Raw genomic sequence first — 26,310 nt, 5'->3', positions numbered from 1 at the left:
ACCCGCTGGAACAGCTCCCACAACTCATCCGGCACCAGCCGTTCAACGATCGAAACCACGACCAGCAGCTTACCGAACCAAATGAGATGACTTCTAAGCCCCGCGTTTTGAATTTGAGAGGTTTCACATGACCGAACCAGCCGCAGCAGTTCTGGCCCGCTTCAGTGAACAGGCGCTGGGTCTCCCCCTGCCCGTGGGAATCCGCCTCTGGGACGGCAGCACTGCCGGTCCCAAGGACGGGCCGGCCTTCGTCCTGCACAACCGCGAAGCTTTGCGGCGTCTGCTGTGGCGGCCCGGTGAGCTGGGGCTTGCCCGCGCCTGGGTGGCCGGAGACCTCGAAGTCGACGGCGACCTGTACGAGTTGCTGAAACGCATCTCGACCCTGCTGTGGGAACGGGAGGAGTCCGGCAGCCGCACGGCGGCGCTCCGCGGAGCGCTGAGCGTGCTGACCACCCCCGGCAGCCTGCGTGCCGCGAGCCGAACGCTCGGCCTCGCGGGGGTCGGGCTCCCGCCGGCACCACCCGCCGAGGAGGTGGTGCGCCGTCGCGGTCCCGCGCACAGCATGCGCCGTGACAAGGCGGCCATCAGTCACCACTACGACGTGGGCAACGACTTCTACGCCCTGGTCCTGGGCCCCTCCCTCGTCTACTCCTGTGCCTACTGGCAGAGCGACCCGCCCTCCGGCTCCGACAACACTCTGGAGCAGGCCCAGGAGGCCAAACTGGACCTGGTCTGCCGCAAGCTCGCTCTGCGCAAGGGGCAGCGGCTGCTGGACGTGGGCTGCGGCTGGGGCTCGATGGCCATACACGCGGCCGGACGCTACGGCGTACAGGTCGTAGGGGTCACCATCTCGGACGAGCAGGCGGCACTGGCTCGCGAGCGTGTCGCCGCGGCGGGGCTTGAGCACCTGGTGGAGATCAGGGTGCAGGACTACCGCCAGATCGACGACTCCCCCTTCGACGCGATCTCCTCGATCGGTATGGCCGAGCACGTGGGCAGGAAGCGATACCGAAAGTACGCAGACATCCTGCATCAACTGCTGAAGCCCGGCGGGAGGTTGCTCAACCACCAGATATCGCGGCGCCCTGTGCGGGACGAAAAGAAGTACCGGATGGACCCCTTCATCGACCGGTACGTCTTCCCCGACGGCGAGCTGGCTCCCATAGGCTCCACCGTGTCGCTGCTGGAGGAAGTGGGCTTTGAGGTGCGCGACGTCGAGTCCCTGCGCGAGCACTATGCCCTCACGCTACGTGAGTGGGTGGCCAACCTCGAAGCGCACTGGGACGAGGCGGTCAAACTGACCTCGCCCGGGCGGGCGCGGGTATGGCGCCTGTATATGGCTGCCTCGGCGGTCGGGTTCGAGACCAACACGATGGGCGTCAACCAGGTGCTGGCGGTCAGGACCGGCGGTGACGGCCTGTCCGGCATGCCGTTGCGCAGGGACTTCCTGGGGGCCTCGACCTCGGCGCTCGCCTGACGAGGCGTCGGTCCGGTGCCGTCGGTGGGTGGAACACGCCTATCTCGAGCAGGGGCGTTGTCACGTTGTTGGGGGTGTGACTGCCTGACGGCGCGTCGGGGCAGGGTGCGCTTGGGAGCCGGGCCTGTGGTCAGGCCGTGGTGGGTCGGTCGGCAGCGCCGGTGATCTGGTCCCAGATGGCGAAGCGGATGGTCATGTCGGCCCGGTAGTCGGGGGCGGTCGTCAGGTGGCGTCTGGGGCGGAAGTGGGGTGAGATACCGCTGAACGCGGACAGGAACCGCTGGGCAGCGCCGGTGCTTCGGAAGCCTTTCATCGCCCGTTCGCGCTGCCTTGTTGGCTGGTGGCTGTTCTCCGCCCGGTTGTTCAGGCCCTTGTGGGAGCGGTGCTCGACGGAGGGCATGACCTCGCGGTGGGCCGCCCCGTAGGAGCGGAGCCTGTCGGTGACGACCACCCTGGGCACCGTGCGGGTCTTCTTCATCAGCCTGCGGAAGAAGCGTCTGGCCGCGGTCTTGTCCCGCTGGTTCTGCACCGGGATGTCCAGCACCATGCCGTCCTGGTCGACCGCCAGAGGTGCTTCTGCTCGCCGTTGATCTTGATGAAGACCTCGTCCAGGTGCCACTTGTCCCCAGGCCGGGGCCGACGGCGACGCAACTCGCGTGTGTAGGCCGGGCCGAACTTCACACACCAGCGGCGGACCGTCTCGTAGGAGAGGACGATCCCGCGCTCAAGCATCAGCTCCTCGACCTCGCGGAACGACAGCGGGAAGCGGTGGTACAGCCACACGCAGGGGGAGATGACCTCGGCCGGGTACCGGTGCCCGTTGTACGACAGCGACGCGCTCCCCACGGACGCCCCTTCCCAGGCTGATCAACCAGAAGATCATCCCACCGGTCAGCCAACGTGACAGTGCCCTTGGCCGGCATCGTCGGCAGTAGCTGCCCGCAGGCGCACGGATGAGGGCCGTTCCGTCCGGTGCCCCGTACACGTAGAGGGGGCACCGGACGGAACTACGCCGTCCGGGAGGTGGGCACCGCTCAGGAGGTGAGCAGCGAGAGGTTCACCGTGTTGGCCATGGCCTGCATGCCCGCGCTGTTGGGGTGCAGATGGTCGCCGCTGTCGTAGGCGGGGAGCAGCTGCGCCGGGTTGGCCGGGTCCCGGAGCGCCGCGTCGAAGTCGATCACCGCGTCGAAGGCGCCGCTGGTGCGTATCCAGTCGTTGACCTGGGCGCGGATGGCGGCCTTGGCGGCGGTCTGCGTGGAGTTCGGCAGGATGGTCCCGCCGATGATCCGGACACCAGCCTGGTGCGCCTGGTTGATCATGGTCTGGTAGGCGGCGATGATCTGGTCGGCGGTGGTGATGCTGGTGTTGTTGATGTCGTTGATGCCCTCCAGCAGGATGACGTCCTTCACGCCCGGCTGGGTCAGGACGTCGTGGGAGAACCGGTTCACGGCCGCGATGCCCTGCGGCGCGGACGGGCTGTCGGTGACCACCCGGTTGCCGCCGATGCCCTCATTGGCCACGCCGAGGCGCTGGCCGCCGGACTCGGCCTGGAGCCGCCGGGCGAGGTAGTCGGGCCAGCGCTGGTTGGCGTTGTCGGTGGCGATGGAGCCGTCGGTGATGGAGTCGCCGATGGCCACGACGGTTCCCTTGGCCGTGGGTGACACGACGTCGAGTCCGGCGACGTAGAACCAGTGGTTCGTGGTGGTGGCGAAGTTCGTCGCGGCCTCCTCGGCGGCGTGGTTGCCGCTGCCCGCGGCGGACAGGTAGGAGGTCTGGTGGGCGTTGTCGTGGTAGGTCGAGGCGCCGGTGGTGCCCGGGAGGTAGACGCTCACCAGCAGGTTCTGCTCCGCGACGACCGGCATCGCGATGACGTCGCTGGTCAGTTCCTGCCCGGCGGGGATGGTCGGCGCGGCCGACCGGCCGAAGGTGACGGTGTGCGTGGTGCCCGCGACCGCGGTGGCGCCGCTGGACCGGACCGCCACCGTGACGGCACCGACCGAGAGGGCGGTCGTGCTGCGCAGGTTGGACAGCCGGATGCGCAGCCCCGCGCCGGAGGTGTTGTTGTGGACGACCATCCGGATGGTCCGCTCGGTGAAGGTCTGGCCGCCGCTGGTCATGGCCGGGCCCCAGGTGGCGGAGCGCGGGCGCTCGGTCAGGCTCCAATGCTGGTTGGCCGTGTTCTTGCAGGTCCACTGGATGATCGCGTGGTCCTCCGCGGTGGAGCCGCCAGAGACGTCCAGGCACAGGCCGCTGCGGGCGGAGACGATCTCCGAACCGCTGAAGGTCCAGTTCTGGGTGCCGGCGCCGGTGCAGGTCCCCTGGATGATCGCGGCCCCCGCGTTCATGGAGCCGTTCAGGACGTCCATGCACTTGCCGCTGTTGATGTCGACCAGCGAGAAGGTGCCGTCGCCGTGGTCGACCGCCTCCCACAGCTGGCCGGGGCCGCCGGAGACCGTCTTCTGCACGACCGCCGCGCCGTTGGCCAGGGAGTCGCCCAGCACGGCGGCGTTCTTGCCGCTGTTGGCCGCCGTCAGGGCGTAGACGTGACCGCCCTGCGGCGCGCCCGCGGCCGAGGCGTCTCCCGCCGGGACGAGCGCGAGTCCGGCGGCGGCCAGGCAGGTGGCGGATGCCGTGGCCGTGAGTCTGGCGGAGAGTCTTCGGGAGGTGTGCATGTGCGGCCCTTCTTTGCCGGGTGGGGACGTGCGGCTCTTCCGCGTGGGGACGTGCGCGTCTTCTTCGTGGAGACGTGCGGGTCGGAGGGGCCCCGGCCCACAGCGGCCGCGCAGGAGGCGCGTCGTGGCGCTGTGGCCCGGGAAGAGGTACGGGCGGCGCGGCCGTGACGGGTGGTCAGGAGGTGGGCTGGAATGTCCACAGCAGGTTGTTGTTGGTCACCCAGGTCCACTGCTTGGTCACGGACCCGGAGGGGACCTGTCCGCCGCCGTCGAGGACGAGTCCGGTGGTGCGGTTGGCGATCGAGTACTGGCCGTTGCCGCGGTCGGTTATCTTCCACTGCTGGTGGGGGCCGCCGTTCCAGGCTGCTTGCTGGGCTGGAGCGCCGTTGCTGGTCGAGCCCCAGCCGTCGGCGACCATGCCGTTGGCGCGGTTGACCAGCCTGTAGTAGCCGTCGCCGAGGTCTACGGCTTGCCACTGGAGGTTGGGGCTGTCGACCGGCGTCCACTGCTTGAGGTTCGAGCCGCTGGCGACGTTGCCGCCGCTGTCCAGGGCCAGACCGTCCGTGACGTTGATCAGACGGAAGTATGAGGCGGGATTGAAGGTGACCTTCAGCGAGACGATGGCGTCGTTGTTGCCGGTCACCCGCAGGTCGGGATTGTCCGCAGTGAACGTCCAGGCCGTGCCGGTGAAGTTGTCGCCGGCGTAGCCCGTCACCTGGTAGCCCTGGGGCACCCTGAGTGAGGAGATGGTCGCGGTCCCCACCCCCGCGGCCGACAGCTGGGAGGAGGTGTAGCTGCCCAGCGGCAGGCTGGCGCTCGCCGAGGAGTAACTCACGTCCTGGAACACGGTCACCCGGGCTCCGTCGGCGGCCGTGGGGACGCCGCTGACCTCGACGCAGACCACGGAGTCATTGGCGTCCGGGGCGGTAGCCGGCACGGTGACGCTGATCTGGCCGCCGCTGACGGTGTAGGTGAGCGAGGCCGAGGGGTTGTTCATCAGGTAGACCCGGCTGATCGTGTTGGTGATCGACGGGATCTGCAGCACGCCGCCCGCGGGCCAGGTGAAGACGTGGGCGAACAGCTTGCCGTCCTTCTTGGTGGCCCTCCCCCAGGTGGGGTCGGTGGTGAAGGGGCTTGCCGTGGCTCCGTGCACGCTGTCGCCGTAGGTCGCCATCCAGGAGGCCAGGCCGCGCAGGATGGTCACGGATCCGGGGGTGACCGAGCCGTCGCCCTTGGGGCCGATGTTCAGCAGGAAGTTGCCGTCCCGCGAGACGCAGGTGACGAGTTCCTGAACGAAATCCCTGACGGGGCGGTAGGAGTTCTCTCGGCCCGCCTGGTAACCCCAGGCGCCGTTCATGGTGTCGCATCTCTCCCACTGGCGGTCCAGGGGCGCGTTGGGGACACCGAACTCCGCGACCGTGTAGTCGCCCAGACCGAGGTCCCGCTTGACCCGTTCGTTGACGACGAGTCCGGGCTTGCGGGCGATCAGCCAGTTGTAGAGGTCGACACCGTCCGACCGGAGCCACCAGTCCTCGAGGGTGGGGCTGGAGGGTTCGCCGAACCAGTCGCCGTCGAACCACAGGAGCGCCGGGTCGTAGCGGTCCAGCAGCTCCTGCAGTTGGGCTTTCATGTCCGCGATGTAACCCGTGCGGGCGGCCTGTGATGCCATCGTGGTGAGACCGCGGCTTCGGATGGTCTGGGAGGGATGGTTCCAGTCCAGGATCGAGTAGTAGAGCCCGAACTTGACGCCTCGTGCCTCGCACTCGGTCTTGAGCGCCGCCAGCAGATCACCCTGGACACCGGCGTAGTCGTGCAGGTTGTACAGCTTGGTGCCGGTGGTGTCGGTGAAGCTGGGGACGTTGGAGTCCCACATGGCGAAGCCTTCATGGTGTTTGGCAGTGATTACCAGGTACTTCATGCCGGCGTCCGCCGCCAGTTGGGCGATGGTTGCCGCGTTGAACGCGGTGGGGTTGAAGTGCGCGGACACCTGGGTCTGGTAGTTGGCCTTGGACCAGGTCTCGGAGCTGAAGGCCCACTCGCCGTGGCCGAGGTAGGAGTAGGACCCGAAGTGGATGAACATCCCGAACCGGGCCTGGTACCACCAGTCCATCTTCGAGGAGACCGAGTACGCCTCGGCGGCGGTGGGCCACAGGGCCTGCGGCAGTCCGAAGGCCACGGTGCCGCCGGCGAGGGCGGCGGCCTTGATGAGGGAGCGCCTGCTGAGGGGAGCGGAGGTCATTTGCGGCTCCAGAAGGGGTGAAGGACACGGGGCGTGTCGACAGTGGTTTGTCCGTGACTCAGCCCGGACGGCGGGGAACGGCGGCTCGTGTCCGATCAGGTCACATCTTCTCGGACATCGGATGTATTAAGGGGTACGTGCTCACGTCTTGTCTAGAGCTAAGGACAGAAATGAGAAAGTTCCTCGTCATTGACCCACGTCAGGTCAACACGCAAAAAATAGATAGGATCTATCATGGTCGATGCGTGGAAAATGCACACGGCTTCGCAGCGCGGCCACCTGACCGCACTGCGAAACCGTGATGTGCTCCGGCGGCTAAGCGTCCCCCAGCACGATGATGTCGAGGGTCCTGGGCCCGTGTACGCCCTCCACCCGCTCCAGCTCGATGTCGCTGATCGCCGAGGGGCCTGCGATGAGTTTCAACGGTCGCGACGGAGCGCATCGGGCACGTCGGGTGTGATCTGATCGGCCCGGACCAGGCAGATGTGCTGGTCCGGGAGCAGCGTCAGGGCCCGCCGTCCCTGGCCGACCGTGGTCGAGGACCACGGTGCCGGTGACGGCGATGGTCGCGGCGACCGTGGTGACAACGGCGTCCGCCGTGTCGAGCTGTCCGACGGTCAGCGGCGGGACGTCCGCCGGCAGCGACCAGATCGCCGCCTGCCTCGAGGACCTGGAGCACGAGTACGGAACCGCCGTCGACGACGACGGTGAGCTGAAGTTCCTGCCCGTGGTCTCCGAACGGGCCCGCGCCAAGCTGAACCAGATGGCCGCCCGCAAGACTCGCCCGCCGAAGCAGACGGCCCGTCCGCTCGCGCAGCGGCGCGCGTGGTGGAAGGCGAGCGCGATCCTCACCTCCGGGGTGGCTGTCGACGTCATCAACTCCCTCCTCGAGTACGCCCGCGCCGCGGCTGCGGCGATCCGGGCCCGGGTCGCCGCAGTGGTCGACGTCGCCCTGGCGGCCGTCGACGTCGTCGCGGTGGTGTACGTGATGCGCGGCGCGTTCAAGCGCCACCATCTGCCCGCCGAAGCCCGCCGCTACCTCTCCTGCGTCCTGCGCGGCCGGCCCCACCAACCCGGCCTGGACGAACAGATCGTGCAGACCGTCGTCGACGACTACACCCGCCCGGCCAGCCGACGGATGATGACCGCCGATCTACGCGCCCTGTACCCGCGCGACACCGAGGAGCAGGCCGTGCTGCGCCCGCTGACCCGCAAGCGGACAGCCCCGCCATACGGGCGGGCCCGCCTCACCGCCGGCGCGCTGACCGCCCGGGTCCACGCTGCGCGGCGTGCAGACCGCCTGGGCTCCCGCACCCGGCCGTACGCCGTCTCCGTGGCCGCCGCCTCGAGGTCGCACCCGCGGCCGTTCCATTCGGGCCGGAAGGACGGCCGCCTCCTGGAGCCGGAGACCCGTGTCGACACGGTGGAGCAGACCCGCCGGACCTTCGAAGCCGCCGCGAAGTTGGCCGCCAAGCTCCAGGACGGCAAGCGGGAGCGCGCCGTCGCCCACGGCTCTCGACCGCAGCCCGCCCCGGCGACGGCCTCGCCGCCGCACACCCAGCAGCTCGGCACCCAGCACACACCGGGCCGGACCACAGAAGGAGTCGCATGAGCACCCCAGAAGAACGTTGCAACCCCGACGACGCCCTCGCCCGCGCGCACGCGGCCCCGCGCGAAGATGGCAGCCGCGCTCAACGAGGACCAGGCGCCCGAGCCCGATGAGCCCTGGGGTGGCAGCCGATCTGGAAGCGGCCCCGGAACCGAAGTCGAAGGCGGACAAGAAGAAGGAGCTGCGCAAGCAGCGGAAGCGACTCCAGGAAGCCGGGAAGCGCCGCCTCGCCGCCGCGCAGTTGCGCCGGCCCCGCTCCCGGCAGAACCGGATCGGCAACGCGGCCGCGCGCCGCGATGCCCGCGCCCTGTCCCGGGTGCGGCACTCCAACGCCTGGCTGTGGTGACGATGCCGGGCATCGTCCACCGAGTGGAGCCCACGATGTTCTGCATCCGGTGGCGATGCACGACATCGGGTGGGCTCCACTCAGCGGGCTCCACCCGATGGGCTCACCGAGTGGACGCCACTCCGTGCGGCACCGGATGACGATGGACGCCACTTTGGTGCCCACCGCGATGTCGTCACGCACCCGATGCGCAGCACCCGACGATGCCCGGCACTCTCGCGCGCACCCGATGTCCCCCACCGCACCGGCGCGCGCCGACCAGCTACCCCTTGACCAGGTGCGCTCCCCGGCGCGTTTCCCCTTGACGCAGCCCGTCCCGCCGCCGATCAGGCCGTGGTCAAGGGAGTGTGTGATAGAGGGCCTGCCCGCCGCTACGCGGTGGTTGGGCGAACCGGATGCGCACCGGCCGGTGCGGGGTGCGCATCGAGGGCCTGGCCCAAGGCGACGTCATGCAGGTGGTGCAAGACGGCTCCGACGGTCTCGTGTTCCTGGGTGAGGATCTGCTCGATGAAGTGGATGATCGAGGTCGCGAGGAACTCGGTCACCTGCGGGCCGGTCTCCCCCTGCCAGAAGTACAGGGCGTCCAGCAAGACGCCTCCGAGCTCCGCCAGGGCGAACGAGCTCGCGTTCGGGTCCTCCTCACGGTCACGGATCAGGACGGTGACAGGGACGATGACGCGCTCGGCGACGTCCAGGAGCATCTGGGTCAGCTCCGGTTCTTGGGCCGTCAACTCGGCTGCGGCTTCGGCATCGTCGGCCTCAATGGCCCGCAGGTAGCTGAAGGCGCTCCGCACTGCGTCTGGGGTCATCGGACCGAACAACGTGGTAGCGGCGGTCCGGGACATGGACAGCTCCTCACAGGACGATCGCCGTGCCGATCACGGCGTCACGAGAGCAGCCTCGGACGGTTTGCCTGTGGACAGAATCTGCCGTCGGACGGGGAGGAGAGATCTCCGTCCGGCCGGCCGTGACGATCACGGCTCGGTAACGGTGCTCAGCGGAATGTCACACCGTCGACTTTCGCCACACCTCTACCAGGTGACGGGGGACATCCATCCGGACCCCGCGCCACCTGCATGAGGAGCCTTGTCATGACGTACACCAGCAGTGCCCGGCAGCCCGCCCCGGAGCCGGGCCCGGCCTGGTCAAGGGGTGCTGAACGCCCTTCGCGCGGCCCGGAATCCAGTGCCGTGAACGGTGCCGCGAACGATTCCAACGTCGTGCCCATCACCGCAGCTCACACCGCCCGCCAGGGTGCCTCGCGGCACGCTGACACCTCTCTCCCTTCCCCTGAGACGTCAGCGAAGGGGAAGAAGTCCACTCCCACGGCCGCGAAGGTACGGGCCGATGCACTGCGGATGCTGGGGTGCGTGCGGATAGCCACGGTGCGGCATATGGCTGAGGTGATCACGGCGGAGGATGCCGACGGCCGGTCGTACGTGCGCAGGGCGATGAAGAAGCTGGCGGAGCTGGGGCTGGCGGAGACGAACACGGCAAGGACGGACGGCAGCCGATCTGGAACCTGACTCCGGCGGGACAGAAGGCTCTGGCCGCCGGCAACGAGCTGCCTCTCCGACCGAAGGCCGGTACCGGAGCGAAGGCGGTGAAGGCCGGGTTCGGTCCGCACGGCGTCGCAGTGACGGACATGATCCTCGCCTTCGGCGGTCGCAAGCATCTGACCGACTGGCAGGTGGAGGTCAACCACGCCATCAAGGAGACCGGCCTGAGCTTCAACACCGATGCGGTCCTGGCCCTGCCGACGAAGACCAGCGAGGTGCGCCTCTTCGAGCTCGACAACGGCACCCTGTCCCAGGCCCGGCTCGCCAAGGAGGTCTGGGACTACGAGCGCTACGCCGGACACCGCATCTGGGAAGGCGCCCGGGGCACCAACGGCCGCACGTTCCCGTTCTGGCGGCGCCACCGCTACACCCGCTCCCAGACCTTCCCGCGGCTGCACGTCGTCCTGGTGGGCAAGGAGGAGCACCTGCTCGACAACCGCCTGACGGCGCTCGCCGACGGCGTGAAGGGCATCGCCGTCGCGGTGTGGGTGAACACCCTGCCCCGGCTCCAGCGCGGCGAGCCCTGCTACGAGATCGGCGTCGACGACCCGGACCTGTGCCGCGCCCGATACCCCGAACCAGGAGACTGTGGGCCTCGATGTGCTCGCGGAACGGTAGTTCCCGGGCGGTGCGTTCGTAGGCTTGGGCGAGGGCGTCGAAGGGGCTGGCCACGGGGAGTCTCCTTGCCGGGTTCACCAGGTGACGGGCAGTCTGCTTGATCCGGAGGAAGCGAGAAGACCGCCGATGGCGATGAAGGACTACTCGGACGAGTTCAAGGCCGATGCCGTGGCCCCGTACGAGTCCACGGCCGGGGCGACGTACAAGAGCATCGCCGCTGATCTGGGCGTCAACCGGGCCACCCTGCGTGAGTGGGTGCTGCGGAACCGCGAACGCCGTGGCATCACCGCCGCGGCTGCAAGGTCGGGCGCCCAACCTCGGGAGGCGGTGCTGTCCGCTGATCCGGACGAGCGGGTGCGGCAGTTGGAGGCGAGGGTGGCCGAGCTCGAGGCGAGTGAGCGCAAGCTCGCCACCGAGCGGGACATCCTGCGCAAGGCGGCCAAGTATTTCGCCGGAGAGACGAACTGGGAGGACCCGCTTCCAGTTCGTCGACGACCACCGGGACACCTACGAGGTGAAGCGGCTCTGCCAGGTCCTGAACGTGACCGGTCCAGCTACTACAAGTGGCTCGCCGGCGCCGAGGCGAGGGCCGCCCGGCAGCACCACGACCGGATCCTGGCCGAGGAGATCCGCGCGGTCCACGGCGAGTCCGGCGGTGCCTACGGCTCCCCGCGCATAACGGCCGAGCTCCGCGAGAAAGGGCGGCGGGTCAACGAGAAGAGGGTCGCCCGGATCATGCGGACGTTCTCCATCACCGGGATCCGCCTGCGCAGACGCGTGCGCACCACCCTCCCGGACCCGGCAGCCTCACCGGTCCCGGACCTGTTCCAGCGGGACTTCACCGCCACCGTGCCGGGGCGCAAATACATGGGCGACATCACGTATCTTCCGCTCGCCGGCGGGGAGTTCCTCTATCTCGCGACCGTGCTGGACTGCTTCAGCCGCAGGGTCGTCGGCTGGTCCATCGCCGACCACATGCGCACCAGCCTGGTCGCCGACGCACTGCGGATGGCAGCCGCGACCCGCGGCGGCCTGGACGGAGCGGTGTTCCACTCCGACCACGGAGCGCAATACGGATGCCGGGCCTTCGCCGGCCTCTGCGACCAGCTCGGGGTCACCCGGTCGATGGGCGCGGTCGGCACCAGCGCGGACAACGCGGCCTGCGAAAGCTTCCACGCGTCCCTGAAACGCGAGACCCTCCAGGGCGCCCGCGACTATGGTGACGCTGATACCTGCCGCAGGACCGTCTTCGCCTGGCTGACCCGCTACAACACCCGCCGCCGGCACTCCGCCAACGGCCACCTCAGCCCCAACGAATACGAACACCGACGCCACATCACTAAACTCACGCTCGTCGCGTGATCAATAACCGCGTGCCCACTTTCACGGGGGAAGGCCCCATCTTCCCCTCGGCCAGCTCCAACCCACAGACCCCCACCCTCACGACCGGCGCCGCGCCGGCATCCACCGCATCACCCCATCAGCCTGGGAACACAGCACCTACCTGCCAAACCCTCTCGGCGCGCGCCCTGAACCTGGACCTGTCTGGGTCACTGAACCCACTCTGCGGCTCCTGCTGCGCCTATCGAGCTCCAAGCACGCCCTGTGCGACCCGCCGGTCATCCACGAGTCCTACACGTCCGGATCCACCGAGAACCTGCTAGAGAAGTTCCGCACCACCCTGCGCGACGCCCGGGCCCACGCCCTCGCCAACGACGACGCCGTCACGCTGGAGTATGTGAAGGCCCTGTACACCAAGTTCGCCTCCGCCATGGGCGAGTCGACATTCAACAGGGATCTGCACCGCCCCGACTGGATGCACATCATCCACTCACAAGCCTTCGCCAATCTGTGGTCCAAGGCCTACAAAGCACACAACGAAGGTCTGACCGTCGTGCGGGTGTGCGGCACCACCGAACTGCACTTGCAAGGAGAGTGGCGACGCGTCTTTCCGGAAGGCCGAGACCTGAGCCAGGTCAAACTGAGGGACACCTACGAAATCGCAGCGCTGTACCCCGGGGCTGAACCGGAACCTCAAGTGAAGTGCAACGCCCCGTATATCGAGAAGCGGCGCTACGAGAACGCGGGCGGGCGTTACGTGGGCTGCCGCAACTGCGGGGGAGACCTGTGCACCTCGTGCCGGACCGCGCACCTTGCTCCGGCCGACGTTCCATACGGGTACAACGACGACAACGTGTGCCCGGCATGCCGATAGGCGGCTCGACGACAACCGTCGTGGGGGCGACCACCGACGCAGCGCACGAAGGGCTGCTCGCCGCTATGGACAGAGATCGAGCACAGGGGGCGGACCAGTCGGCTTACCAAGCGGATAGGGTTCAGGTGTGATCACGGAGGCTGCTTTGCGCGGGTACCTTCTTGAGGGAGTCCTGGCCTGGTCGCTGAGGTCGAGCGGGTATGAGGTACGCAGCCAGTCCGGCACCTGACTGCGGCCCTGGGTGAGCCGGCTGCTGAGGGTCGGTGGCGACCGCGCGATAGGGCGATACCTACGCTGACGAGTTCTCCCTCGGTCTCACCTTCCTCCTGTACGCCCCGCACCTCGATGAGGGCGCGAGCGCGTGGAACACCGTTTCGGTTGCGGGCGGGCGGCAGCTGGCCCCTGTTCGGACTGTCTACGGAAGCACTCAGGGGCGCCCGCTCCCTCAAGTTCCGTAGATGGGCGCCGACTTGCTGGGTGAGCCGACTGGCGGTGGCTGACTGGCCCCAAAATTCACAGTGGCAGGCTGTTCGGCCCGGAAGGTGCGGAGATGGAACCGATTGCGGTGGGCGCGGTGGTCGCCCTGATCGCCGACTATGCGGCGCAGGTGGCAGGAGGCGCCGTTGACTCGTACGTCACGGACCGGCTGCGGCGGTTGTGGGACGCGGTCGCGGCCCGCTTCCGTGGAGACCCGGCGGCCGAGGGGGCCCTCGACCGACTCCGTGAGCAGCCCGAGAACTCCCGCCGGCAGGGGACTGTGGAGGACTATCTCGAAGAGATGGTCGGGAATGATCGGGAATTCGCGAGCACGCTCGCCCAACTGCTGCGTGAGTTCGACCAATCGGGTGATGCCGCCCACATGACGCGGGTGGAGAACGCGGGCGCTGTTGCGATGGGTCAGGGCCGGGTCGACATCAGCGGCTCGTTCGCAGGCGGCAGGGACATCAACCTCCACGGGCCCGTCCCGGCTGTGGCACCGCCATGGGAACAGCAGGATCAGTCGACGCGGTCGGCATCCTCCGAGAACGGATGACGACCGTGGGCGGGGGCGCGGTCGGCCGCACGGCGCTGGCGATGGCGGCTGTGGGGGTGCTGGTCGTGGGATGCGGCGCCGAGTCGGGGGGCGGCTCGGGCGACGGCGTGAGCGGAGGTCGCGGCGGCGGAGCGAGTGATGCCCCCACCCGGAGGGGCGAGGCCAGTGGCGGCGGGTCCGTGACGCCGTGGGACACGGAGACCTCGCGGGGTACAGCCACGGGCTCGAGCGGGAAGGCGGGCGATACCAGGCTTAAAGGCGCCACGGGGACGAGCAGTTCGACGAGATCCACCGGCTCCGCCGGTTCGACGGGGAACAGCGGTTCGATGGCGCCAAGCAGCACAACAAGGCCGACGGGAGGCAGCGGATCTTCCGGTTCCTCTCCATCCGTCACCGGCGGCCCCGGGGGCGACGGAAACGACGGCGCGGGCAAAATCGTGAAGCGGTGCGGCGTCACCATGCCCACCGGCACGAAGGACCGGCGCCGTGTGCAGACGGTCGTATTCCCTTCCCTCGGGACCCACCACACCTACCCGCACATCACTGCACCCCTGCGCGGCTGCGCCACCTCCGATCTCCCCGTCATGTACGCCGTCGACGCTGCGGACCAGTCGGCCAACTGTGAGCTCGTGCCCGCTGACAACCCCACCCAGGTCGAGCTTCGCGGTACCGCTGGAGGCTGCACGATCATCGCGTCACAGACCGGTGACAGCACCTGGGCGCCTGCGGAGCCGGTGCGGCAGGAGTTCCGCGTCGGCTATCAGCCGGTCACGCTGAGCTGGGCTGACCCTCGCGTCGACATGCGGTACCCGGGCACTCTCTCCGTACGCATCGGGATTGAGAGCCCGGACCCTCTGCAAGCCTCTATCGAGATGGGGGCGAACGGTTCCTGCGACTTCGACGGCTCGGACACCACCTACATCAGCGCCAACGGGCGGGCTGTCATCGCCGCGACGGTGACCGTGCGGGACCCGGGCCCGGACGGCAGGGGCGAGTGCAGGGGTCACGGTGCACGAGGACGCCGTGTTCGAACCGCTGCGGTGGCGTCGGCCGCGCAAGATGTTCGTGAACTCCATATGCGACATCGGCCACGCCCGTGTCCCCACGGAGTTCGTGGCCAGGACTTTCGCGACGATGGCGCTGGCGCCGCAGCACCAGTTTCAGGTACTCACCAAGAGGCCTCGGCGTCTGCGTCACCTGCTGGAATCGCAGAAGTTCGTAAACGCGGTCTGGACCGAGATGGAGCGGTTGTCGGCGGACGATACTGTTCCGCTGGCCAGGGCCGTACGCGAGGACGTGCGCAAGCGTGTGGCCAACTGGAACGCCTTGAGTTCGTGGCCGCTGCCCAACGTCTGGATCGGCACCTCGATCGAGTCGGATGAGTACTGCTGGCGGGCTGATCAGCTGCGGGGTATCCCGGCTGCCGTCCGGTTCTTGTCGCTGGAGCCGTTGCTGGGACCGGTGCCGTCCCTGGAACTGTCGGGGATCGACTGGGTGATCGTCGGTGGCGAGAGCGGCTCGGCTCACCGGCCGCTGGACTTGGCCTGGGTCCGCGACATTCGAGACCGGTGTGTCGATCTCCGGGTGGCCCTGTTCTTCAAGCAGGTCGGCGGGCTGACCCCGAAGGCCGGCGGCCGTCTGCTCGATGGCCGGACCTGGGATGAGTACCCCGCCACGGCGGCCGTGGAGGGGTGTGAAACTGGCCACCTCGCGTAATCAGGACGCTCGCGGAGAGGGCACGCAGATCGTACGTCCTTGAGGTCCTTACCCGTCGCGGAGTGCTCGTCAGTCGGTGGTGAGGTGGCTGGTGTAGAAGTCGGTGAGCTTGTCGATGGCGGGGTCGATGTACTCCTTCTTGTCGTAGAGGTCGACGTGGCTGGCGTCCTTGATCCAGTAGATCTCCTTGGGGCCAGTGGCGCGCTGGTGGGCCTCGACGGCCATCCAGGCGGTGACGGCGCGTTCGCCGATGATCTGGAGGATGGGGCGGGGGCCGATCAGCGGGATGGCGAAGAACGCGTCGTGGAAGGCCATCCTGTCGATGCTCTCCCAGGCGAGGGTCTTCGCGGAGCGTTCGTGCCGGCCGCGCGGGGTGCAGTAGTACTCGAAGCCTTCGACGCCGTGCTGGCCGCCGAGCGCGCGGGCCTGCTCGGCGGTCTCCGGGAACATGGTCATCGTGCCGGGGTCATCGCCGCGTGCGGCGGCGCTGCGGGCCGCTGCGGCGGCATCCAGCAGGGCCTGGAAGACGGCCGGGTCCTGGGTGCCGTCGGCGCCGAGGCGGAACTGGCGGGCGGGTTCGGCGGTGGACACGGTGGCCACGGCCTTGATGCGGTGGTCGCCGCCGGTGGCGGCCAGCGAGTACCCGCCGGAGGCGCAGATGCCCAGCAGGCCGATGCGGTCGGCATCGACGTCGTCGCGGGTGGTGAGGTAGGAGGCGGCGGCTTTGAAGTCCTCCACCCGCTGAGCGGGGTCTTCCAGGCCACGGGGCAGGCCGCCGGACTCGCCCTGGTAGGCGGCGTCGAAGGCGAGGGTGACGAAGCCGCGCTCGGCCATCCGCTGGGCGTACGTGCCGGAGGTCTGTTCCTTCACGCTGGTGCCGGGGTGACCGACCACGAGCGCGGGCCGCGGACCCGACGCCGACGTGTCGGGGGTGTAGAGGTGGCCGGCGAGCGGGATGCCGGCGCTGTCGAAGCTAACGGTGGTCTGGGACATGAGGCACTCTCCCTGAGAGGTGATGACGTGTCGTAACGCACCGGCGCGGTGGACTCGGGGCCCGCACCCTGCCGGGCACACATCCACGTTCTGTCAGTCTCCGCACGAGCGGGAGAGCCAGGTTTCTGCCTGGGAAAGAACTTGCCCCCTCACACAGGTGCCATGGCCGTCGCGGCGCAATGACACTTGAGAGCATGACTGCAGACTCCGACCCCCGGGCGCTGGGCGCCTTCCTCAAGGCCCGAAGGGCCCAGCTGACACCGCGAGAGTGCGGCCTTCCCGAGACGGACTCCGCCCGCAAAGTCGCCGGACTGCGCCGCGAGGAGGTCGCCCAGCTCGCCGCCATCAGCGTCGACTACTACACACGACTCGAACAGGGCCGCGTCCGGGCATCCGTACCCGTGCTGACCACCCTGGCCCGCGCCCTGCGCCTCGACGACGACCAGCAGCAATACCTCTACGAACTCGCCGGCCGAAGCGACGCCCACCCGCGCCGCCGCCGGCCCGCCCAACGCCTGCGCCCAGCCATGCGACGTCTGCTCGACCAGCTCACCGAGACCCCCGCACTCGTCCTTGGCAAACGCCTGGACATCCTGGCCTGGAACCCCGCGGCCATAGCCCTCTACACCGACTTCGCCGCCCTCCCGGCGAACCGGAGCAACTACATGCGGCTGCTGTTCACGAACCCGGTGGTCCGGCAACTGCACCAGGACTGGGCCCACGACGCCAGGGAAGCCGTCGCCGCGCTGCGCATGGAGGCCGCGGCCGACCCCGACGATCCAGACCTCGGCCAGCTCGTCGGCGAACTGTCCCTCCAGGACCCCGACTTCCGCACCTGGTGGGCCGAACACCGCGTCAACAGCGCCAGTTACGGCACCAAGCACTACCGCCACCACCTGGTGGGCGACCTCACCCTCGACTGCGACACCTGGACCAGCCCCGACGGCTCCGGACAGCGCCTGATGATCCTGACAGCCGAGCCCGGCAGCCCCTCCCACGACGCCCTGCGCATCCTCACCTCATGGACCACCCAGCAACCGAGCACCGGCCGGACGGAGGACCTGACGCGATGACCCCATGGGCACCCGAAGATCTCGCTCTTCTCACCGGGTGCGAATCCCTCGTCCTAACCGCCGGGGACGACGATCACCTTGGCGTGGAGATCGGTATGGTCCTGGTTGGTGGCGAGCTGTATGTCCGCGCCTACCGAGGGGTCCGCTCCAGCTGGTACCAGGCGGCGCACAAGCACAGCCACGGACAGATCCGGGTGGGGGCCGTTACCCGCGACGTCCTCCTGGAAACCCGTGACACCAGGCCCGCCTCCGAGATCGACGCCGCCTACCGGAACAAGTACGGACAGGCGGCCGGCGCCCTCGCGGCGAGCCGCCGGGCACACGCCGCGACGATACGGATCGACCCGGCGACTTCATCGAACGGCGCCGCGGGCCTGGTCCGCTGACGGAACGGGGCCCGGGCAGCGTCAGCGCGCAGCAGCGCACGCTCACCGGCGGCCCTGTCCGGCGAGACTGCTCGTCAGGTTGACAGCGCCAAGGCGATCAGCCAGTGGGTCGCTCCGAGCTGACCTGCTGCTGGGGCAGGGTGGGCATATCCAGGTCCACCCTGCCCATCCTGGCGGTGCGGTGACCCTGGGCTCGCTTGCTGCGCAGGAACCTCAGGGTGAGGTCGACTCCTTCGATCTCACCACGCCAGCCTTCGTCGATCGCGCGTTGACGGCGGGCCAGCAGGTCGGCCTCCAACTCGTCGAGGTGGGGCAGCATCTTGGGGCTGACCGACAGCATCGGGCAACGGATGCACGCGTGCTCGTGTGCGCAGGGCGTGCCGTAGGGACGTCCGCAGGAACCGAGCTCGACCTTGCGCTTGTCGAAGTGCTCCTGGAAGTCGCTCCACTCCTCGCCGGTCGGCTTCCGGTACTCAGTCGGCGGCCGCATGGCCCGGCGGCGGTCGGGGAACTCGGTGTAGTGGGCGATGACGTCCTCGTCGAAGACGGCGACGTAACCGCGGGTAGTCTGAACATCGAGGTGCCCGAGCAGCGCCGCGCCGATGTGGATGGGCAGGCCGTTGTTGACCAGGTCGGTGGCGAACAGCCTCCGGAAGTCGTGCGGGGCGAAGCGGATCTCTGCGAACTCCGGGTGCGTCGGGATCAGCGCCTTGGCGGCGCTGAGGACGATCTGGCGTACCCCACTGGTCGACAGCGCCCGCGGGGTGCCGCTTTGCACTCGTTGGAAGAGGTAAGGCAGTGGTTCGCACCAGATACGTTCGCTCTGGTCATAGCGGGGACAGACCGGAACGGTTCCGTGCTCCTCGCGGTGACGGCTGATGATCTGCGCGATGACGTGGAACAGCTCCGCGGACATCGGGATGACGCGCTCGCGGTCGCTCTTGGACGGGCTGACCACCAGCAGGGCGACGACCACCCTGCGCCACGAGCGCCTCCAGGGTGGCACGGACGGCGTCGCCGCGTATCCGCATCGCCCGGCGGTGGTCGCTGGCGGCGCAGGCGAGTGCGGTGACGGCCTCCAGGCAGTCGCGGCGGATCGCCTCGTCGTGGCTGACGCGTACCGACCGTTCGGCGGCGCGCTCCTGGAACCGGCCGCTGACGGTCGAGCCGCGGACGTTACTCGTGACGACAGGGCGAAACGGACACGCCTACGGCCCTCAGCTCGCTGTCGCGTACACGATGAGGTTGTCGACAGGGTGCCCCTGCGCGTCGAAGTCGCCGTCGCATGTGATGAGCCGTAGAGCACGTTCCTGGGTCGGCCCGTAGACCTTCTCCGTCGGGAAGGCTTTCTTGGCGACGCTCTCCGTGGCCGTGACGGTGAAGTGGAGGGCTTTTCCCGTCTTGTCGGTGACGGTGATGTCCGCACCCTCCTTGATCTTCTTCAGGTCGTGGAAGACGGCCGCGCCGAAGCGGGTGTCGTTGTGGCCGATGATGACGGCCGCGCCGATCTCACCGGGCACCGCACCGCCCGTGTACCAGCCCGCGGTCATCCCCTTCTCGGCCGGTGGGACCTGGACCGTCCGGTCCGTGTTGAGGCCCAACTCCATCAGCGAACTGGTGATCCCCACGGAGGGAACGGCCACCTCGGCAGGGGCCGCCGGAGCGTCGGCCGCAGGACCCTCGGACTTCGGAGCGCCCGACGCGGCGGTGGGGGCGGTGGGGGCGACCCGGACCGTCGGGTCGGGGCCGGACGAACAGCCGGTGAGCAGGGTGACGAGGGTCAACAGGGTGAGGGTCGCGAGGCGGGCCCGAGACAGGGCCGGACGGTGTGCAGGGGGCAACTCGGGCTCCAGAACAGGGTGCGAGGGTTCGCCGGAACGCGCAGGGCGCCGCCTGGTGAAGGGCGGCGCCACCGTTTCGTACGAGAGGTCGTGCTGCCGGGTCAGCTTTCGCGGCGGGCGGTGGTGCGGCGGCGCAGTACGTAGGTGCCGGCGCCCGCGAGCAGCAGCGCGCCGGTGGCCGAACCGATGAGCGTGCCGGTGTTGTCGTCCTGGGCGGGGGCCTCGCCCGCGGCGACACCGCCACGCGGGTAGTCCTTGCCTCCGGCCTTCTGGGCTTCGGCGGCCTTCCGGGCCTTGAGCGTCCTGGCGTCCTCGGCCTTCTTCTTCGCCAGGGCCTCCTTGTCGGCCGGGGTCGAGTCGGTCGCGCCCGGCGTCGGAGTCGGGTCGGTGGCGAAGGCCGCGGTGGCCGGGACGAGCAGCGCGCCGGCCGCGACGCCGGTCAGGACAGCGATACGCAGCGGGCGCAGGGTGAGACGGCGGGACATGTGAGGGCTCCAGTTCCAGCCCGGCTTGGTCGTTCCTGGTTGCCGATCCGCACCAGGTTCCGGGCATGGCTTCACCCTGACGGCCACTTGTGAGGAAACTGTCAGAGCGCTGTCGTCATCCCATCAGGGTCGACCGGGGCCCTCCGGCTTCCGTGACTCGGCTGTCGGCAGCCGCAGGGTGAAGGTGGCCCCCTTCCCCTCCGTGCTCGCCACGTCCACCGTGCCGCCGTGGGCCTCGGCGAGCTTGAGGACGATCGCCAGGCCGAGGCCGCTGCCGCCGGTGCTGCGATTGCGGGACTTCTCCGCCCGCCAGAAACGGTCGAACACGTACGGGAGGTCGCCCGCCGGAATGCCACTGCCGGTGTCGGACACCTCCACGGCGACCTCGTCCCCCAGGTCGGTGACGTACCGGCGCAGGGTCACCGTGCCGCCGGCCGGGGTGTGGCGCACCGCGTTGGAGATCAGGTTGCTGACGGTCTGCCGCAGCCGTACGGGGTCGGCGTCGAGGAGCGGTGGGTGAGGGGTGCCCGGAGGCGGTGTCAGGACCGTGAGGGTGACGCCCGCCGTCTCGGCCAACCCCTGGTGCGCGGCGGCGACCTGGCCGAGCAGCTCGTCGATCCGTACCGGCTTCCGGTGCAGCCGCAGGGCGCCCGCGTCGGCCGCGCCCAGGTCCTGGAGGTCGTTGATGAGGTGCTGGAGCTGCACCGCCTCCTCCAGGAGCGAGGAGACGAACGCGGGGTCCGGCACGGCCAGTCCGTCGTGGGCCGCCTCCAGCCAGCCCCGGATGTTGCTCAGCGGCGTTCGCAGCTCATGGGCGACATCGCTGACCATCACCTTGCGCTGCTCCTCCAGGCGGGCCCGGTGCGCGGCCATGTCGTTGAAGGCCGCCGTCAGCCGTCCGATCTCATTGTCGGAGACGACGGGCACGGGCACCGGCGTCGCGTCCAGGCCCTCCCGCATGCGCTGGGCGGCGCCGGTGAGCGCGTGCAACGGGCGTACGAGCCTGGCTCCGGCGAGCACCGAGGCGCCGACGGTGAGGGCGAGGACCAGGGCGGTGACACCGGCGATGCGTGCGGTGTTGGCGCGGGAGAGGTCGAAGCCAGGCACGCCGGCGGCACCGGGGCCGTCGATGAACAGGAGCGCGGGCTCGGCGACATAGCCCGTGAGCTGTTCCCGGCGGGCGCTTTCGACACAGTTGGCCACGGCCCGGTCGTACGCGCTGTCGCGGATCTCGGCGGGGGCGTAGTCGAGTGCGCCGCCGGAAGCCGCTTTGCGTTCGGCCGTCGCGGCGTCCTCCGCCTTCTTGGCGGCCAGGGCCTTCGCCTCCCGATCGCTGAGGCCGTCCTCGGCGCCGGAGACCGCGTCGTCCCGCCCGTATGCGTAACTCCGGTCCCAGGACAGGTCCAGGTTCAGTTTCACGGCGGTGCGACCCTGTCGTTTCAGACAGGCGTCAGCCAGTTGGTTGAGGGCGCTCAGGGCCTTCCGCTCGGTCGCGGTGGGACCGACCGGGTAGGACGCAAAGCACTTGGCTTTCATGTCACGTTCGGTGACGCTGTCGGTCCCCCCTTCGGTCTCGTCGCTCACGAACTGGACGCGGGGCCGTCCGCCCGGGCTCTCGACGACGTCGGCGGCGATACCCATCTGGCTGAGGCACTCCACCCTCCCGGCGGCGGCCTTCCGCAGTGCGTCGCGTTCCTTCGCGGGCAGCCGGAAGGGCCCCACGGCCCGTGGATCGACGCGGTCGGCGCCGGCCTTGGCCGCGTCGGGCACCAGCACGGTGTCGACGGAGCGTGGATCCACGACCGCCGAGGCCTGCTGAGCGAGCAGATCGTCGGACGAACCGCCGCCCGCTGAGCGCGAGTCGGCCGAGTCCACGATCGGGCGTCGGCCCGGCGTGGTGAGCACGATCCGGCGCCCGGACTCCTGGGCCAGATCTCGCACGGTGGTGTCGACGCCGTCCCAGTCGGGGTGGGTGGCCGCGTAGCCGAGGAGGGTGTTGTAGATCTTCGCGTCGGACTTGAGGTTCTGCCCCTGCTCCTGGCGGATCGCGACGGAGGTCGTCTGCACGGCCAGCCAGGCGGTCGCGGCGACCGAGCACGAGGCCACCAGCGCCGTCACGGTCAACAGCCGCCCCGCCAGGCTCTTGCGCAGCGGCAGCCGGGCGGCCCCCGCCGCACCTCCCCTGTCAGGACGACGCATGGCGCACGTTCTTCGCGGGGTCCGTGAGTTTGTAGCCGACGCCGAAGACGGTGATGAGGCGGGCCGGCCGTCGTGGGGCGCGCTCGATCTTCTTGCGCAGGTTCATGACGTGCACGTCGACGGTCCGGCCGCTGATGTACTTGTCGAAGCCGTGCAGCTCGGCCAGGAGCCGTGCTCTGGTGAAGACCCGGCCGGGCTCGGCCGCCATCGCCGCGAGGATACGGAACTCACCGGGCGTGCACTCGACGGGCGTCCCGGCGACCGACACCTCGTGCCGCGAGGGATCGACCCTGAGCGCGCCGACCGTCAACACCTCGTCGTCCGGGGCCGCTTCGGGCTCCGAGGCAGGAGCGGGGGCGGCTACGGTCGCCGGATCCGGGTCGGGGCCGCGCCGGTTGCGGCGAAGCAACGTCCTTACTCGGGCGGTGAGTTCACGCGGGCTGAACGGCTTGGTCATGTAGTCGTCGGCGCCGAGGTCGAGGCCGAGCAGCAGATCGTCCTCGGTGCTGCGGGCCGTCAGCATCAGCACCGGCACCTCCCGGCGTTCGGCACGCAGGATCCGTACGACGTCGAGACCATCGGCCCTGGGCATCATCACGTCGAGGACGACCAGGTCGGGTTCCTGGTGCCGGACCGTCTCGAGAGCCGTCCGGCCGTCCTCGACGACCGTGACGGCGTGGCCCTCGTGCTCCAGGTAGCGGCGCACCAGTTCGGCCTGCTTCGCGTCGTCTTCGGCGACCACAATGTTTGCGCACACGCCGCAGATCGTAGCGACCGCCGGCGCCGGGAGGTCGGAAGTGTCCTTACCGTGAGGGCGGTTCGGTGGTGGGCAGGCGAGGGTGCAGGGCTGCCGTCGAGCATCCCGTGAGGTCGAGGAGCAGCTCGGCGAAGAGGGCGTCGCCTCACCCGAACCAGGGGCGGGTGAAGGTCGCGGGGTCGTCGACGTGGAAGCTCTCGAGCGTGGAGCCGGTGCCCCCGTCGGTGCGCAGCAGCTCCGCGAGGCGGTCCGCTCGGCCTCGTCGTCGCTGGTCAGCGCCTGCATGGTCAGGGAGAGCGGCCAGATGCGGTCGGGCGGGGTGTGCGGGCTGCCGATGCCGGACGCCGAACTGCCCGGGTAGTAGAAGGGGTTGGCGTCTCCGAGGACGAACTCGCGGGTGCGCAGGTAGAGCTGTTCGCCTCACTGCGCTGCTGCGCCAGCTCGACTTCTATGGTGCGGAACTCGCCTCGGTGGAACGGCGCCTGGCCACCGAGGCGCTAGACGACCCGGTCGTACGGCGGTTGATGACGATTCCGGGCGTGGATGCGATGACCGCGGTCACCGTGCTGGCCGCCGTCGGTGACTTCCACCGCTTCTCCAGCGCGGACAAACTCGTCTCCTATCTGGGCCTGAACCCGAGGGTGCGCCAGTCCGCCGGGATGCCTGCCCACCACCGGCGGATCACCAAGGCCGGGTGCGGCAAGGCGCGCGGGATGCTGGTGCAGGCCGCGTTCGCCGCCCTGCGGTCGCCCGGGCCTCTGCGAGCCCTGCATCAGAGGATTAAGGCCAGGCGCGGGATGCAGATCGCGATCGTCGCGGTCGCCCGGAAGATCACGGTCATCGCCTGGCACCTGGTCACCAAGGAGCAGGACTACGCCTTCGCCCGCCCGAGCCTGGTCGCCTTCAAGCGGCGCAAGCTCGAGCTGACCGCCGGCGCTGAACGCCGCATCGCCCGGCGGGGTCCGGGCTACGACTACAACGACAAGCAACTACGACGGCAGGAACGCGAGATCGCAGAACAGGCCGAGCGCGCCTACGCGGTGCTAGCCGCCCAGTGGCAGACCAAGCGCCCGGCCAGCACACCTCGCCTGCCAGCGATACCCGGCACCGAATCCGAGTCCGTGACCTGCATCGCTTGACGATTACATCCATCGTACGCAAGTGAACCCAGTGCTCCGCGGGGAAGTCGTAGAACGCCAGCAGTTAGTCGACGTCGTCGGTGATCTGTGAGCCTGTGAGGTGTCAGCGCCCGGCACCCTGTCACGCTCACTAAATGCTCCGTCTCAAACGATCTGGCCTCGGCTCGCGTCTGTGACCTGCGGCGACCGGATGAGTTGAGACGTGGGGGTACTGGAAATCTCGCTCGATCTGGTCCTAGGCGAGGTGATGCCGGATATGGAAGTTGACGACGGGCGGGGGGCGGGATCAGCTCGTTTGGCGGTAGCGGTCGACGATTGCAGTGCGCAGCGCCGGGGCTGATGCACCGAGTGCTGACAGTACGGAGGGCACCAGCCCGCTGTTCATGGCGATGAGGCCGAGGGCGAGGTGTTCGGTGCCGATGTCGGTCTCGTGCCGGGCCTGCGCCTCGTGGACCGTGTTGGACAGGCTCTCCTTGGCGTTCGGGGTGAAGGGGATGTGCCCGGTGGGGCGGGCGCCGTCGGTCTGGTAGAGGCCGGTTGGAGCGGGGGTGGGTGCCGTAAGGACGGCGCGTCGGGCGCGGCGTTGGCTGCGCCAGTGGCGCGGGGGAACTGCGCGCCGGGGGTTGAGCCTGGAGGGGCGGGGTGGCCGGTGTACGGTCCGGCCGGCACGGGCGAGGGCTTCTGGTCCGAAGGATCCCTCGATCCTGGCGCGGACGGCGTCGAGATCGATCCCGATCGAGGCCAGCGCATCCCGGTTGAGGGTGCCGAACAGGAGGGACCCCGCGCCGAGCCCGACCTGGCGGACGATCTCCTCCTCGACGCGCTGCGGCGTGAGGCCGTGCTCGCGCAGGACGGAGCTCGCCGGCTGGTCGGTCAGGGCGAGGGCGAGCAGGAGGTGTTCGCTGCCGATGTGGTGGTGCCCGAGCCGGCGTGCGTGCTCCTGGGCATGAACTACGACGGTGCGGGCGTCGGGAGTGAAGTGTTCGAACATCATCGCCTCCCGATCAGCGGGCCGTACTTGCGGTGCACGGTCTGCTTGGTGACGCCGAGCCGCTGTGCGATGTCCTGCCAGGACCATCCCAGTTTCCGTGCGTTGTCGACCTGGAGGAGTTCCAGCCGTTCGCTGAGTTCTCGCAGGGCGGCCACCGCTCGGAGCCCGACGTCCGGGTCGTTGCTGGCGGCGCCCTCGGCGATTTCGAGTGTGTTCTGCATGTCCGTCAGCATATGCTGACGACCGGGGTGGTGTCAACATGTGCTGACGATGCGTAGTGAGTTCGAGAGCCGCGCAGTTCAGCTGCCCTGGCCCAGTTTCTCCTGCCCCCGGTTTCGTGCTCGTCGATCAGGCACCCGCCGCCGGGAGCGAACCTCTTCGCTTGAAACGTAGAGAGGATCGGGCCAGTTCGCCTGAGACGCAGACCAGTTCATCGAAGACGGGACACTAAGCGTGACGTGCTGCGCTGTCACGCACCCCCCGGACCGTGCTGTCACGTCGCCGGTTGGAGCGTGACAGCAGCCGCAATAATGCCCGCTAATGTCCGTTTCTTGGGGTGTGGATCGGGCCTGAGCCCCCTTCCAGGCCGGTTCTGCGTGACAGCGTGACGCGTGACAGTGCGGCTGGTCGGGCGGGCGGGAGTCATCACGCTCCGCTCGCACCCGGTGTTCCGTGACAGCGAGCGTGGACCGCTTGTCACTGAAGGTGGACCAACACGATTTCGTGAGCCGAAGCCCAGTTCCTGGGGCAGGAACTCCCACGGGATGCCGGTGTACAGCACAAACAGGATGCCCGACAGCACCTTCCGGTCATCCAGTCGCTTGCGCCCCGGGTGATCCGCCCGACGCGGCACCACAGGCAGCAACGGCTCGATCCGCGCCCACAGCTCATCGGACACAATCCACGGAAGCTGCTCACCCCTCCTCATGTGAAGGCTAACGCACCATCAGCACTGACATTCC

The 26,310-nt window shown here is 69.0% G+C and carries 21 protein-coding genes and 6 pseudogenes; 12 read left to right on the top strand and 15 right to left on the bottom strand.

What is annotated here, in order from left to right; genetic code table 11:
* Positions 1–127 precede the first annotated feature (127 nt).
* On the top strand, positions 128–1,477 hold the full coding sequence (locus ACIRP7_RS37065; RefSeq protein ID WP_403668683.1) for a class I SAM-dependent methyltransferase: 1,350 nt from the start codon (positions 128–130) through the stop codon (positions 1,475–1,477).
* 130 nt (positions 1,478–1,607) lie between these two features.
* Here the strand turns inward: ACIRP7_RS37065 and ACIRP7_RS37060 are convergent.
* From ACIRP7_RS37060 to ACIRP7_RS37045, 4 genes and pseudogenes are all read right to left on the bottom strand, one after another.
* Positions 1,608–2,323, bottom strand: a pseudogene (locus tag ACIRP7_RS37060) (IS6 family transposase).
* Positions 2,324–2,511: 188 nt separating this feature from the next.
* Complete coding sequence (locus ACIRP7_RS37055; RefSeq protein ID WP_403668680.1) at positions 2,512–4,149, bottom strand: GDSL-type esterase/lipase family protein; 1,638 nt, start codon at positions 4,147–4,149, stop codon at positions 2,512–2,514.
* A 175-nt stretch (positions 4,150–4,324) separates the two neighbouring features.
* Positions 4,325–6,388 carry an alpha-L-fucosidase gene (locus ACIRP7_RS37050; protein ID WP_403668677.1) on the bottom strand — a complete coding sequence of 688 codons (2,064 nt, stop codon included), beginning with the start codon at positions 6,386–6,388 and terminating at the stop codon, positions 4,325–4,327.
* Between the two features lie 315 nt (positions 6,389–6,703).
* Positions 6,704–7,021 (bottom strand): annotated as a pseudogene (locus tag ACIRP7_RS37045) (lactate utilization protein C); the annotation flags it as partial.
* On the opposite strand from ACIRP7_RS37045, the gene ACIRP7_RS37040 reads away from it, so the two are divergent.
* Complete coding sequence (locus ACIRP7_RS37040; RefSeq protein ID WP_403668721.1) at positions 6,942–8,000, top strand: hypothetical protein; 1,059 nt, start codon at positions 6,942–6,944, stop codon at positions 7,998–8,000. The pseudogene ACIRP7_RS37045 and the gene ACIRP7_RS37040 overlap by 80 nt on opposite strands.
* Positions 7,997–8,343 (top strand): annotated as a pseudogene (locus tag ACIRP7_RS37035) (hypothetical protein). Before ACIRP7_RS37040 ends, ACIRP7_RS37035 begins: the two are co-directional and overlap by 4 nt.
* Positions 8,344–8,714: 371 nt before the next feature.
* Here ACIRP7_RS37035 and ACIRP7_RS37030 read toward each other — a convergent pair.
* Entirely contained in the window at positions 8,715–9,152 is a 438-nt protein-coding gene (locus ACIRP7_RS37030; RefSeq protein WP_403668674.1) for a hypothetical protein, read from the bottom strand.
* A gap of 585 nt (positions 9,153–9,737) precedes the next feature.
* Between ACIRP7_RS37030 and ACIRP7_RS37025 the strand changes: the two genes are divergently transcribed.
* From ACIRP7_RS37025 to ACIRP7_RS37000, 6 genes and pseudogenes are all read left to right on the top strand, one after another.
* Positions 9,738–9,869, top strand: a complete 132-nt coding sequence (locus ACIRP7_RS37025) for a hypothetical protein (RefSeq protein WP_403668671.1) — start codon at positions 9,738–9,740, stop codon at positions 9,867–9,869.
* Positions 9,857–10,621 carry a replication-relaxation family protein gene (locus tag ACIRP7_RS37020; RefSeq protein WP_403668712.1) on the top strand — a complete coding sequence of 255 codons (765 nt, stop codon included), beginning with the start codon at positions 9,857–9,859 and terminating at the stop codon, positions 10,619–10,621. Before ACIRP7_RS37025 ends, ACIRP7_RS37020 begins: the two co-directional genes overlap by 13 nt.
* A gap of 25 nt (positions 10,622–10,646) precedes the next feature.
* A complete protein-coding gene (locus ACIRP7_RS37015) occupies positions 10,647–11,882 on the top strand; it encodes an IS3 family transposase (protein WP_403668668.1) in 1,236 nt (411 codons plus the stop codon).
* A gap of 13 nt (positions 11,883–11,895) precedes the next feature.
* Positions 11,896–12,522 (top strand): annotated as a pseudogene (locus ACIRP7_RS37010) (transcriptional regulator); the annotation flags it as partial.
* Positions 12,523–13,285: 763 nt separating this feature from the next.
* On the top strand, positions 13,286–13,768 hold the full coding sequence (locus ACIRP7_RS37005; RefSeq protein ID WP_403668665.1) for a hypothetical protein: 483 nt from the start codon (positions 13,286–13,288) through the stop codon (positions 13,766–13,768).
* Between the two features lie 1,008 nt (positions 13,769–14,776).
* Positions 14,777–15,484 (top strand): DUF5131 family protein, encoded by a 708-nt coding sequence (locus ACIRP7_RS37000; RefSeq protein WP_403668663.1) that lies wholly within the window; start codon positions 14,777–14,779, stop codon positions 15,482–15,484.
* Positions 15,485–15,553: 69 nt separating this feature from the next.
* Here ACIRP7_RS37000 and ACIRP7_RS36995 read toward each other — a convergent pair whose 3' ends face one another.
* On the bottom strand, positions 15,554–16,477 hold the full coding sequence (locus tag ACIRP7_RS36995) for an alpha/beta hydrolase (RefSeq protein ID WP_403668660.1): 924 nt from the start codon (positions 16,475–16,477) through the stop codon (positions 15,554–15,556).
* A gap of 194 nt (positions 16,478–16,671) precedes the next feature.
* Here ACIRP7_RS36995 and ACIRP7_RS36990 point away from each other — a divergent pair, with 194 nt between their 5' ends.
* Together ACIRP7_RS36990 and ACIRP7_RS36985 are read left to right on the top strand one after the other, a co-directional pair.
* A complete protein-coding gene (locus ACIRP7_RS36990) occupies positions 16,672–17,550 on the top strand; it encodes a helix-turn-helix domain-containing protein (protein WP_403668657.1) in 879 nt (292 codons plus the stop codon).
* A gap of 95 nt (positions 17,551–17,645) precedes the next feature.
* Complete coding sequence (locus tag ACIRP7_RS36985) at positions 17,646–17,936, top strand: DUF2255 family protein (RefSeq protein WP_403668654.1); 291 nt, start codon at positions 17,646–17,648, stop codon at positions 17,934–17,936.
* 97 nt (positions 17,937–18,033) lie between these two features.
* Here ACIRP7_RS36985 and ACIRP7_RS36980 read toward each other — a convergent pair whose 3' ends face one another.
* The 6 genes and pseudogenes from ACIRP7_RS36980 to ACIRP7_RS36955 all read right to left on the bottom strand — a co-directional run.
* The gene (locus tag ACIRP7_RS36980) at positions 18,034–18,942 is read right to left on the bottom strand and encodes a tyrosine-type recombinase/integrase (protein ID WP_403668652.1); all 909 of its coding nucleotides are present in this window, start codon (positions 18,940–18,942) and stop codon (positions 18,034–18,036) included.
* Between the two features lie 211 nt (positions 18,943–19,153).
* The gene (locus tag ACIRP7_RS36975) at positions 19,154–19,777 is read right to left on the bottom strand and encodes a class F sortase (protein WP_403668649.1); all 624 of its coding nucleotides are present in this window, start codon (positions 19,775–19,777) and stop codon (positions 19,154–19,156) included.
* A 101-nt stretch (positions 19,778–19,878) separates the two neighbouring features.
* Entirely contained in the window at positions 19,879–20,262 is a 384-nt protein-coding gene (locus ACIRP7_RS36970) for a hypothetical protein (protein ID WP_403668647.1), read from the bottom strand.
* Between the two features lie 123 nt (positions 20,263–20,385).
* Positions 20,386–22,461 carry a sensor histidine kinase gene (locus ACIRP7_RS36965; protein WP_403668645.1) on the bottom strand — a complete coding sequence of 692 codons (2,076 nt, stop codon included), beginning with the start codon at positions 22,459–22,461 and terminating at the stop codon, positions 20,386–20,388.
* The gene (locus ACIRP7_RS36960) at positions 22,448–23,218 is read right to left on the bottom strand and encodes a response regulator transcription factor (protein WP_403668642.1); all 771 of its coding nucleotides are present in this window, start codon (positions 23,216–23,218) and stop codon (positions 22,448–22,450) included. The genes ACIRP7_RS36965 and ACIRP7_RS36960 overlap by 14 nt, the downstream gene beginning before the upstream one ends.
* Before the next feature lie 303 nt (positions 23,219–23,521).
* Positions 23,522–23,623, bottom strand: a pseudogene (locus tag ACIRP7_RS36955) (glycoside hydrolase family 125 protein); the annotation flags it as partial.
* 119 nt (positions 23,624–23,742) lie between these two features.
* Here ACIRP7_RS36955 and ACIRP7_RS36950 point away from each other — a divergent pair.
* Positions 23,743–24,357 carry a transposase gene (locus ACIRP7_RS36950; RefSeq protein ID WP_403668709.1) on the top strand — a complete coding sequence of 205 codons (615 nt, stop codon included), beginning with the start codon at positions 23,743–23,745 and terminating at the stop codon, positions 24,355–24,357.
* Between the two features lie 286 nt (positions 24,358–24,643).
* Here the strand turns inward: ACIRP7_RS36950 and ACIRP7_RS36945 are convergent, their stop codons facing one another.
* The 3 genes and pseudogenes from ACIRP7_RS36945 to ACIRP7_RS36935 form a co-directional block, all read right to left on the bottom strand.
* Positions 24,644–25,351 carry a Clp protease N-terminal domain-containing protein gene (locus tag ACIRP7_RS36945; protein WP_403668640.1) on the bottom strand — a complete coding sequence of 236 codons (708 nt, stop codon included), beginning with the start codon at positions 25,349–25,351 and terminating at the stop codon, positions 24,644–24,646.
* Positions 25,348–25,569, bottom strand: a complete 222-nt coding sequence (locus tag ACIRP7_RS36940) for a helix-turn-helix domain-containing protein (RefSeq protein WP_052067739.1) — start codon at positions 25,567–25,569, stop codon at positions 25,348–25,350. Before ACIRP7_RS36940 ends, ACIRP7_RS36945 begins: the two co-directional genes overlap by 4 nt.
* A 503-nt stretch (positions 25,570–26,072) precedes the next feature.
* Positions 26,073–26,276: pseudogene (locus tag ACIRP7_RS36935) on the bottom strand (transposase); the annotation flags it as partial.
* Positions 26,277–26,310 lie beyond the last annotated feature (34 nt).

It is taken from the genome of Streptomyces sp. NPDC102270 (assembly GCF_044766405.1).
GTDB lineage: Bacteria > Actinomycetota > Actinomycetes > Streptomycetales > Streptomycetaceae > Streptomyces.
This window is presented reverse-complemented; position numbering and strand designations above follow the sequence as displayed.

Bases quoted from the DNA above. Each gene is read 5' to 3' on its own strand.
- ACIRP7_RS36995 (WP_403668660.1), bottom strand. From the start codon at position 16,477: ATGTCCCAGACCACCGTTAGCTTCGACAGCGCCGGCATCCCGCTCGCC.
- ACIRP7_RS36950 (WP_403668709.1), top strand. From the start codon at position 23,743: ATGACGATTCCGGGCGTGGATGCGATGACCGCGGTCACCGTGCTGGCC.
- ACIRP7_RS36945 (WP_403668640.1), bottom strand. From the start codon at position 25,351: ATGATGTTCGAACACTTCACTCCCGACGCCCGCACCGTCGTAGTTCAT.
- ACIRP7_RS36985 (WP_403668654.1), top strand. From the start codon at position 17,646: ATGGTCCTGGTTGGTGGCGAGCTGTATGTCCGCGCCTACCGAGGGGTC.
- ACIRP7_RS36965 (WP_403668645.1), bottom strand. From the start codon at position 22,461: ATGCGTCGTCCTGACAGGGGAGGTGCGGCGGGGGCCGCCCGGCTGCCG.
- ACIRP7_RS36940 (WP_052067739.1), bottom strand. From the start codon at position 25,569: ATGCAGAACACACTCGAAATCGCCGAGGGCGCCGCCAGCAACGACCCG.
- ACIRP7_RS37055 (WP_403668680.1), bottom strand. From the start codon at position 4,149: ATGCACACCTCCCGAAGACTCTCCGCCAGACTCACGGCCACGGCATCC.
- ACIRP7_RS36970 (WP_403668647.1), bottom strand. From the start codon at position 20,262: ATGTCCCGCCGTCTCACCCTGCGCCCGCTGCGTATCGCTGTCCTGACC.
- ACIRP7_RS37025 (WP_403668671.1), top strand. From the start codon at position 9,738: ATGGCTGAGGTGATCACGGCGGAGGATGCCGACGGCCGGTCGTACGTG.
- ACIRP7_RS37015 (WP_403668668.1), top strand. From the start codon at position 10,647: ATGGCGATGAAGGACTACTCGGACGAGTTCAAGGCCGATGCCGTGGCC.
- ACIRP7_RS37050 (WP_403668677.1), bottom strand. From the start codon at position 6,388: ATGACCTCCGCTCCCCTCAGCAGGCGCTCCCTCATCAAGGCCGCCGCC.
- ACIRP7_RS36990 (WP_403668657.1), top strand. From the start codon at position 16,672: ATGACTGCAGACTCCGACCCCCGGGCGCTGGGCGCCTTCCTCAAGGCC.
- ACIRP7_RS37005 (WP_403668665.1), top strand. From the start codon at position 13,286: ATGGAACCGATTGCGGTGGGCGCGGTGGTCGCCCTGATCGCCGACTAT.
- ACIRP7_RS37065 (WP_403668683.1), top strand. From the start codon at position 128: ATGACCGAACCAGCCGCAGCAGTTCTGGCCCGCTTCAGTGAACAGGCG.
- ACIRP7_RS37030 (WP_403668674.1), bottom strand. From the start codon at position 9,152: ATGACCCCAGACGCAGTGCGGAGCGCCTTCAGCTACCTGCGGGCCATT.